This window comes from Sphingopyxis soli (assembly GCF_018682675.1).
GTDB classification, from domain to species: domain Bacteria; phylum Pseudomonadota; class Alphaproteobacteria; order Sphingomonadales; family Sphingomonadaceae; genus Sphingopyxis; species Sphingopyxis soli.
In genome coordinates this window covers 1-9,223 of sequence record NZ_JAFMTR010000073.1, presented here as the reverse complement: position 1 = coordinate 9,223, position 9,223 = coordinate 1, and the positions used below count along the sequence as shown (strand labels likewise).

Below are 9,223 nucleotides of genomic sequence, written 5' to 3'. Positions count from 1 at the left end.
GCCACGCGTCAGGACGGTGAAGCGGACCAGCTCTTCGGCGACATCGACGATACGGTCGTAATAGCTTGAGGGCAGCATGCGCCCCTCTTCGTCGAACCGGCGTTTGCCATCGGCTCAGTCAGCGTCTGATAGCTTTGCCAAACGACGGTCGGCGACACTGCCTGCCGCTCCGCTACTCATGCGGTGCAGTGTCGCGTACCCCCATCGCGAGAGGTTCTCGACGCCGGAAGTCGAGCGCCAGCGCTCCGGGATGACTTGTGAAGATCACGACGTGCTCTGCGCGCGCTTGAGGTCGGACCGCGAAGCCGCTTGTGAAAATCCTCCATCGGGCGTTAGGGATGGGGCATGGCTCAGCATATCAATCCATCGTCGGCGATCGCCAGGTCGGATCGCGGATGAGCAAGCACAAGCCCAACGAGCGCGCGCGGCCGACCATGGCCGATGTTGCCCGCGAACTTGGCGTCGCGAAGATCACCGTATCGCGCGCATTATCGGAGCAGTCGACGGTCAAGGAAAGCACGCGCGCGCTGATCCGCGAGACTGCCGAGCGGATGGGCTATCGCCTCAACGTCTCGGCGCGCAACCTGCGGCAACAGCGGACGCGGACGATTGCGGTGGTCATCGAAATGGCGCCATCGCACGACCGGTTGATGAGCGAGCCCTATCCGCTGTCGCTGCTCGGCGGAATCATGCAGGAACTGACTGCGGCGGGGCAGAATATGGTGCTGACCACCATCGACCTTTTCGCTGCGCACCCGCCCTCGACCGACGGGGTGATCCTGTTGGGGCAGGGCGTGCATGACGACGCCGCCGCGATGATCGAGGCGACGGGGCTTCCCTATGTGGTCTGGGGGGCGGCGCATGGCCCGCCCGAGCGGATCGTCGTCGGCAGCGACAATCGCGACGGCGGCCGACTCGCCGCCGATTATCTGCTTGGGAAGCAACGCACGAAATTGCTCTTCCTCGGAGAAACCCAGCATGGCGAGGTCGACGACCGCTTGGGTGGCTTCGAGGCGGCGCTGACGGGTACGGGAGCCGCGATTGTCGACCGGGTCGCCTGCGCTTTTACCGTCGCCGCAGGGCGCGAGGCAGTGTCGAAACTGCTCGAACGCGGCAGGGGCTTCGATGGCATTTTCGCCGCGAGCGATGCCATCGCGATGGGCGCGATCGAGGCGGTCGAGGCGCAGGGGCTATCGGTCCCGGGTGATGTTTCGGTCGTCGGCTTCGACGATTCGCCGGGGGCATCGCTCTTCTCGCCGCGGCTCACCAGCGTGCGTCAGGACTGGGCCACCGGCGGGGCCTTGCTGGCGCAGAAAGTACTGGACCTCGTGTCAGGAAAACGCGTCGAATCCCGCGCCATGCCGGTCGAGCTCGTCGCCCGCGAAAGCTGATCCCCGATATTGCGAAACTCCCGGAAAACCGAACGACGGGGCAAAATGGTATCGATACCTTGACATCGATACCATTTTGCCGGACATAGCGCCGAGAAGCATCGGCCGGAGCAGCCGTTGCCGTGGTGAGGATGCGAGTGGCGATTTCCGACATGTCTCCCGATGCGATGCGGCTCGTCCGGCGCGGCCCCGATGCGGTCGGCGAGCAGGCGGCGGCGCTGTTCGCGCTGGCGAACGGCCTGTGCGGCGTCGAGGGCGTGATCGACGAGCGCGCGTCGCGTCCCTGCGCCTATCTGCCCGACGCCTATGTCAGCCGCCCGATCACTTATCATGAGAGTTTCCCGGGCTATGCGACCGCGACCGACACGCGCGTGCCGTGCCCCAGTCCGCTGCTGGTCCGTCTCCATATCGACGGCCAGCCGGTCGATTTTGCGGCGGCCGAGTTGCTCGATACCGAAAGCGTGCTCGACTTGGCGACCGGCGCGCTCCGCCGCGTTTCACGCTGGCGGATCGAGGACGGCCGCACGCTTGAAATCGCGGTCGAGCGCATCGTACCGCTCGCGGGCGGCGCATGTGTCGCCTCGCGCATCCGCATCCGCCCGCTCGACTTTGCGGGCAGCGTCCAGGCCTGGCTGACCTATGGCACCGAAGCCGGGGGCGCGGGCGAAGCCGAGGCCGACGACCCCCGCATTTCGGGCCGGTTGCGTCCGGTCTGGAGCATCATTCCCCCCCTGCCGGGTGACAACCCTTCCGTCACCCGGTTCGCGCAGGATGCCGTCGAACTCGCCTACCGCCAACATGTCGCAAGCCCGGCCGCTCAGGTCGCGGCGGTCCATGCGGGGCATGTCGTGCGCGGCGCGTTGGTCGCCGGCGGCATCCTGACGATCGACCGGGTGGTCGCGCTGGCTTGCGCCCGCGGCCGCCCGGTCGACCTTGTCGCGCTGGATGGCGTGGCGGCGGATTTCGACGTGATCGCTGCGGGACAGCGCGCGGCGGTGCAGGCGCTGTGGGAGTGCGCGGCGCTCGACATCGACGGCGACGACGAACTGGCGCGCGCGCTGCGCTTCGACCTGTTCCAGCTCCATCAGTCGGCCAGCCGCGATGCGAACCACAGCATCGGCGCGAAAGGGCTGTCGGGCGAGGGCTATGAGGGCCATTATTTCTGGGACGCCGAAACCTTCATGCTGCCGGTGCTTGCGCTGCAGGCGCCGGAAAGGGCCCGGACGCTGCTTGCCTATCGCATCGGCAAGCTGGACCGTGCGCGGGTTCATGCGCGGGCGATCGGCCATGCGCGCGGCGCGCTCTATCCCTGGCGGACGATCGCCGGCGACGAATGTTCGTCGCATTATCCGACGGGGTCGGCACAATATCATATCAATGGCGACATCGCCTATGCGCTCGCCCTCTATGTTGCGGCGTCAGGCGATGAGGCGTTTCGCGCCGAAGCAGCCGAAATGCTGTTCGAGACGGCGCGGATGTGGCTGGAGATCGGCGCCTTCGACGCGCGGCGCGGCGGGGCTTTCTGCCTTCACGGCGTGACCGGGCCCGACGAATATTCGGCACTGGTCGATAATGATTTCTACACCAACGCGATCGCGCGCCGGCATCTGGCCTATGCTGCCGAAACGGCCGAATGGCTGCGCGCGCGCGGCGAGCTTGCCGCGGTGGCCGCGGCGATCGGGCTGAGTGACGGGGAGGTCGCCGAGTGGCGCCGCGCGGCCGACGCGATGTGGCTGCCGGTCGATCCGGGGCTTGGCGTCAATCCGCAGGACGATGCGTTTCTGGGCCGTCCCGAACTCCCCGGTCTGACCTCGGCGCGCGACGGCCATGGGCCGCTGCTGATGCGCTATCACCCGATGATCCTGTTCCGGCACCAGGTCGCGAAGCAGGGCAATGTTGTCCAGGCGATGGCGATGGATCTGGTCGAAATGCCCGTGTCGCGGCAGCGGCGGAATTTCGATTATTATGCGCGCGTCACCACGCATGATTCGACGCTGTCTTCGGTGTCGTTCGGGATCGCGGCGGCGCGGCTGGGCGATGAAGCGGCGGCGCTCGACTTCCACCGCGAATGCGCGTTCGTCGACCTCGAGAACCGCCACGGCAACACCTCGCACGGCCTGCACATGGCGGCACTGGCGGGGAGTTGGCTGGTGCTGGCGCAGGGCTGGGGCGGGCTGCGCCTCGATGGCGCGGTACCGTCGTTCCGGCCGCAGCTCCCGGCCGCATGGACGGGCTATCGCCTTCGCCTGCAATGGCGGGGTAGCGTGATCGAGCTCGCGGTCGGCGACGCGGGTTGCACTTATCGGCTGGTGTCGGGCGATCCTGTCGACATTCTCGACCATGGGCGCCCGCTGCGCGTGGGCGGCGATCCCGTCGTCATGGACCGGCCGCGCCTGAAGGGCGTGATTTTCGACCTCGACGGCGTGCTGACCGACACGGCCGAGGACCATTATCAGGCGTGGCAGGCGCTCGCCGACTCTCATGGCTTTGCGTTCGACCGGCAGGCCAATCACCGGCTGAAAGGTGTCGACCGGCGTAACTCCCTGCGGCTGATCCTCGAACATGCGGGGGCGGAGGTCGAAGCGGAGAGGTTCGACGCCATGCTGGCGGAAAAGAATGACATCTATCGCGAACGGCTTGCCGCCTATTCGCCCGCGAACCTGTTCGCGGGGGTCGGGGCGCTGCTCGACGGCCTGCGCGCCGCGGGGCTGAAGATCGGTCTCGCGTCGGCCAGCCGCAACGCGCTCGACGTCGTCCGCCTGCTCGGCATCGCCGACCAGTTCGATTTCATTGCGGATGCGGGGGCGGTCGCGAACGCCAAGCCCGCGCCCGATATCTTCCTGGCCTGTGCCCACGGCATGGGCCTTCGCCCGGACCAATGCATCGGTATCGAAGATGCAGAGGCCGGGGTTTCGGCCATCCATGCGGCGGGCATGGTGGCCATTGGCATCGGGTCGGAAGAGGCGCTGCCCGACGCCGACATGCACGTCCCCGCCACGGGCCAGCTCACGGTCGCCAATATCCTGTCGTTCGAACGGGGTGCGGCGGCGCGCGGGGGCCTTTCAACCAGACCAGATACTGTGGAGGAAATCTCATGTTGAACCGGACCCGTCTGCTGGCGTCCGCCGCGCTCTTTGCGCTGCCGACCGCCGTCTATGCCCAGGAAGCGCCTCAGACCGATTATACCGCGCCCGCCGAGGACGAGATCATCGTGACCGGCACCGCCGGCGGCGGCATCAACCGCCAGTCCGCCGCCTTCGCGATCACCAACATCACTGCCGATGCGATCGCCAAGGCGGCGCCGAACAGCACGGCCGACCTGTTCAAGGTCATTCCGGGCGTCTCGGCCGAAAGCTCGGGCGGCCAGAATGGCGCGAACATCTTCGTGCGCGGCTACCCCTCGGGCGGTGACGCGGAATTCGTGACGCTGACGACGCAGGGCGTGCCCTTCTTCTCGCCGCCGACCCTGTCCTTCCTCGAGAACACGCAGCTCATCCGTGTCGACGAGACGATCGCCCGCGTCGAGGCGGTTCGCGGCGGCACCGGCGCGCTGTTCGGCAACGGCCAGCCCGGCCTGACCGTCAACTTCGTCCAGAAGGAAGGCGGCAGCGAATTCGAAGGTCTGGTGAAGGCGAGCATCGCCGACTACGGCGACGTGCGCGGCGACCTGGTGCTTTCGGGGCCGCTCGGCGACAACACGACCTTCCTGGTCGGCGGCTATTATTCGACCGGCCATGGCATCCGCAATCCGGGCTTCTCGCCCGAGAAGGGCGGCCAGATCACCGCGAACGTGCGGCATGACCTCGACAAGGGCTCGATCCTCGTCTTCGCGCGCTACCTCAACGACCATGGCCAGTGGCTGCTGCCGATCCCTGTCATCCGCGACGGCGACAAGGTGCGCCAGTTCGGCAATATCGACCCCGGCACGGGAGCGCTGGCGGGCCGTGAAACGCGGCTCAGCCTGCTGCCCGACGGCAGCCGCGCCGATCTGGCCGACGGCCGCGGTGCGAAGCTGATCAACCTCGGCACGAATTTCGATTACGAAATCGGTGATGGCCTGCAGGTCCGCTATCGTGCCAGCTATCTCAACGGCAATGCCGATACGACCGGCCTCGTCCCCGCGAGCACCGCGCAGTCGGCGAGCGACTATGCGGCCAGCCTTGGCGGGACGATCGGCAGCCTGACCTATGTCAATGGCGGCGGTGCGGTCGCGGGCACACAGCAGGTCATCCGCGCCGGCACCTGGATCGTGCGCAAGCAGATCGAGGATTTTACCAACGACCTCAACCTCGAATGGAAGAGCGGGAACAACAAGTTCACGGTCGGCGCCTATTTCTCGGACTTCTCGTCGAACGACCAGTGGAACCTCGGCAACATCCGCCTGCTGACGGCAGAGAATAACGCCCGCGTCCTCGACCTCGTCCTCGCCGACGGCCGCGTCGTCACCAATCGCGGTTTCACGCAGGGTTCGTTCTTCAACGTCAACGCCGCCTATGACGGCCGCGAATATGCCTTTTATGCCGTCGATGAATATCAGATCACGCCCGAACTGCGGTTCGACGCGGGCATCCGGTATCAGAATTACAAGGCGACGGGCACGCTGGAGAACAACAATTTCGGCGTCGATGTCGATGGCAATGCGAACACGCTTTACGACAGCAACACGGCCGTCCTGAACGGCACCTTCAACACGATTTCGTACAAGAAGGGCGCCTGGTCGTGGACGGCCGGCCTGAACTACGACTTCACCTCGTCGCTCGGCGCCTATGTCCGCTACAATCGCGGCAACACCAACCCCTTCTTCGACAATCTGCGCGACGGCATCCGCGTCTCGCCGCGCGTCGACAATTATGAAGGCGGGATCAAGCTGCGGACCGACCTCGTGTCGCTCTATGCCACGCTGTTCCACACCAATTTCAAGGGGCTGGTGACGACCGTCATCGGCAATGGCGGACCGCAGGCGTCGATCGGCGGCGCACGCAGCACCGGCGTCGAGCTTGAAGGGCAGATCCGTCCGATCGACAATTTCGCGATCGCCTTCTCGGGCACCTGGCTCGACGCGAAATATCGCAACTTCTTCGCCAACAACGGCGCAACCGACCTCAGCGGCAACCGCGTCCAGCGGCAGCCGAAGTGGCAGTGGCGCGTGACGCCATCGTACGACATCGAATTCGGCAGCGACAGCAAGGTCTCGCTCTATTCGACCTTCGCCTATGTCGGCGACCGCTTCTCCGACACCGGCAATACGCAGGATCTCCCGCATTATTTCAAGATCGATGCGGGCGTCACCTTCGACGTCAATCGCGCGCTGACCTTCGCGGTTACCGCGGACAACCTGACCGACAAGGTCGGGCTGACCGAGGGCGATCCGCGTACGATCGGCCAGACCGGCGGCGAAGTCGTCAACGCGCGCCCGATCCTCGGCCGGTCGTTCCGCTTCAGCGCGGCCTATAAATTCTAAGAGGGAGGAGGGGGATCGACCTCTTTTCGTAACTCTCCTACTGGGTGGTCGCGGCCTCTTCGCGGCCACCCCTTCTTTTTGGTTTTACGGGGGACGGACATGGCGCGTACTCGGCTGATCGCCGCACTCATATTGACCTATGTCGCCTTTGCGATGCTGCTTAACAGCGTCGGCACGGTCATCCTCCAGTCGATTTCGAGTTTCGATGTCACCAAGCCGCAGGCGAGTACGCTCGAAGGCTTCAAGGACATCACCATCGCGGTCGTGTCGTTCGTCACGGCGAGCTATTTACCGCGGATCGGGCTGCGCAAGGCGCTGATCGGCGCGCTCGCGCTCGCGGTGGCGGCGTGTTTCATCATGCCGTTGTTCGGCAGTTTCAACGTCGCACGGCTGCACTTCGCGCTCGTCGGCGCGGCTTTCGCGGTCGCCAAGGTTGTCGTCTATTCGATGATCGGGCTCGTGACCGACGACGCGCGCAAACATGCCAGCCTGACGAGCCTGATCGAGGGCATGTTCATGGTCGGCGCCTTGTCGTCCTATTGGGTTTTCAGCGCCTTCATCGATCCCGCGGGGCTGCGCTGGCTCGACGCCTATTGGGTTCTGGGGGCGATCACTGCACTCGCGCTTGCGTTGCTCCTGACCGCCCGGGCGTACGAGCATCGCACGCACGAGGGCGAGGACGTCGCGGCGAGGGAAGGCGCGCCGCTCGTTGCGATGCTGAGGCTTGCGGCGCTGCCGCTCGTTGCGATGCTGAGGCTTGCGGCGCTGCCGCTCGTTCTCGTCTTCGTCGCCTGCGCCTTCCTGTTCGTGGTGATCGAGCAGGGAATCCAGAGCTGGCTTCCGACGTTCAACAACGAAGTGCTTCACCTGCCCGCGCAGATGAGCGTGCAGGCGGCGAGCCTCTTCGCGGCATGCCTTGCGATCGGGCGCTTCGGCGCGGGCGCGGTGATGGCGCGCTTCGACTGGTATCCGGTGCTCAACGTCTGCCTCGCGGCGCTTGCCGCGCTGATCATTCTCGTCCTGCCGCTCGCCGACGGACTGACACCGGGGGCGATCCACGGCTGGGGCGACGCGCCAGTCGCGGGCTTTCTCTTCCCGCTGATCGGGATTGCGCTCGCCCCTGTCTATCCGACGATCATCTCGGTGATGCTGAGCGCGATGCCGAACCGCCAGCATCCGTCGCTGATGGGTCTTGTCGTCGTCTTTTCGGCGCTGGGCGGCACGACCGGGTCGATCATCACCGGTCAGTTGTTCGCGCACCTCGACGGGCGCACCGCCTTCACGCTGATGCTCGTCCCCACGGCAGCGCTGACAGTCGGGCTCTTTGTGCTGCGGCGCAGAATCCGGGCCGTCGAGGCCTGATTGCAGGGACAGGCGAGCGGCCAGCCGAGCAGTTGGGGGCTCGGAACCTCCGGTGCATTTGTCGCGAGCGCCGCGTCGGCAAACTTGCCGGTCGGCGGTCAGATGCGCAACCGGTATCCGACCGCCAGTTCGTTGATGATCAGCTTCGGCTGCGACGGATCGGCTTCGAGTTTCTGGCGCAGTCCCCGCACCGCGATCCTTAGATATTCGACCCGGTCGACATGCGCGGAACCCCACACCGATTTCAGCAATTGCGCATGGCTCAGCACGCGGTCCGCCCGGCGGGCGAGTTCGGCAAGGACCGCATATTCCTTGGGCGTCAGATGAACCTCGACGCCGTCGCGATAGACACGCCGGTGGTCGAGGTCGATCCGCACCGCGCCGGCCTCGACCACACTGACCTCCTCGCCCGCGGCGGCCGCGCGCTGATGGCGAAGCGCGGCGCGGATGCGCGCAAGCAGCTCGTCGGTGTCGAAGGGCTTGGTCAGATAGTCGTCCGCGCCGAGGTCGAGCGCGGCGACCTTTTCGCTGCTGTCGTCGCGTGCCGATACGATGATCAGCGTCGCCGTCGACCGCAGCCGGAACGGCTCGATCAGTTCGAGCCCGTCGCGGTCGGGCAGGCCGAGATCGAGCAGCACGACGTCGGGCTTTTCGATATCGAGCAGCGCGACCGCCTGCCGCGCGTCGGCCGCCTCGACCACCGCATGTCCGGCGCGCTGCATCGTCGCGGTCAGCAGGCGCCGGATATGGGCATCGTCCTCGACAACAAGGATCTTGGCGGTTTGCGACATCGCGCCGCTTTACCTTGCCGGAAACCTCTGGTCGAGCGAACGATTGAGGAGCAGGACATTGACGCCGGGGTCGCCGAGGAAGCCGATCGCCGGCCGTTCGATCGCTGCCTCGACCAGCGCGCGGACCTGCGCCTCGCCTGCGCCCCGTGCCTTGGCGACGCGCGCGATCTGGAAAAAGGCCGCCTCGGGGCTGATATGCGGGTCCAGCCCCGAGGCGG

Annotated in this window: 6 protein-coding genes and 1 pseudogene; 4 read left to right on the top strand and 3 right to left on the bottom strand. The window is 66.1% G+C overall.

Going from position 1 to position 9,223, the window contains the following annotated elements; genetic code table 11:
- A pseudogene (locus tag J1N50_RS17845) lies at nt 1-102 on the bottom strand (arsenical resistance protein ArsH); the annotation flags it as partial.
- A 293-nt stretch (nt 103-395) separates the two neighbouring features.
- On the opposite strand from J1N50_RS17845, the gene J1N50_RS12000 reads away from it, so the two are divergent.
- The 4 genes from J1N50_RS12000 (at nt 396) to J1N50_RS11985 (ending at nt 8,214) form a co-directional block, all read left to right on the top strand.
- Nucleotides 396-1,391: a LacI family DNA-binding transcriptional regulator gene (locus J1N50_RS12000; RefSeq protein WP_215353722.1), complete on the top strand. Its 996-nt coding sequence runs from the start codon at nt 396-398 to the stop codon at nt 1,389-1,391.
- A 131-nt stretch (nt 1,392-1,522) separates the two neighbouring features.
- A complete protein-coding gene (gene pgmB / locus J1N50_RS11995) occupies nt 1,523-4,492 on the top strand; it encodes a beta-phosphoglucomutase (RefSeq protein ID WP_246553437.1) in 2,970 nt (989 codons plus the stop codon).
- Nucleotides 4,486-6,852 (top strand): TonB-dependent siderophore receptor, encoded by a 2,367-nt coding sequence (locus J1N50_RS11990; RefSeq protein WP_215353718.1) that lies wholly within the window; start codon nt 4,486-4,488, stop codon nt 6,850-6,852. Before pgmB ends, J1N50_RS11990 begins: the two co-directional genes overlap by 7 nt.
- Nucleotides 6,853-6,951: 99 nt before the next feature.
- The gene (locus J1N50_RS11985) at nt 6,952-8,214 is read left to right on the top strand and encodes an MFS transporter (RefSeq protein ID WP_215353716.1); all 1,263 of its coding nucleotides are present in this window, start codon (nt 6,952-6,954) and stop codon (nt 8,212-8,214) included.
- Nucleotides 8,215-8,312: 98 nt separating this feature from the next.
- Here the strand turns inward: J1N50_RS11985 and J1N50_RS11980 are convergent, their stop codons facing one another.
- Both J1N50_RS11980 and J1N50_RS11975 read right to left on the bottom strand, forming a co-directional pair.
- A complete protein-coding gene (locus J1N50_RS11980; protein ID WP_215353715.1) occupies nt 8,313-9,005 on the bottom strand; it encodes a response regulator in 693 nt (230 codons plus the stop codon).
- Between the two features lie 9 nt (nt 9,006-9,014).
- Nucleotides 9,015-9,223: potassium-transporting ATPase subunit C (locus tag J1N50_RS11975; RefSeq protein ID WP_215353714.1), on the bottom strand; the 209-nt coding region annotated here is incomplete at its 5' end.

What these genes read in the sequence shown, in the direction of transcription:
- J1N50_RS12000 (WP_215353722.1), top strand. Translation starts at nt 396, where the DNA reads ATGAGCAAGCACAAGCCCAACGAGCGCGCGCGGCCGACCATGGCCGAT.
- pgmB (WP_246553437.1), top strand. Translation starts at nt 1,523, where the DNA reads ATGCGAGTGGCGATTTCCGACATGTCTCCCGATGCGATGCGGCTCGTC.
- J1N50_RS11990 (WP_215353718.1), top strand. Translation starts at nt 4,486, where the DNA reads ATGTTGAACCGGACCCGTCTGCTGGCGTCCGCCGCGCTCTTTGCGCTG.
- J1N50_RS11985 (WP_215353716.1), top strand. Translation starts at nt 6,952, where the DNA reads ATGGCGCGTACTCGGCTGATCGCCGCACTCATATTGACCTATGTCGCC.
- J1N50_RS11980 (WP_215353715.1), bottom strand. Translation starts at nt 9,005, where the DNA reads ATGTCGCAAACCGCCAAGATCCTTGTTGTCGAGGACGATGCCCATATC.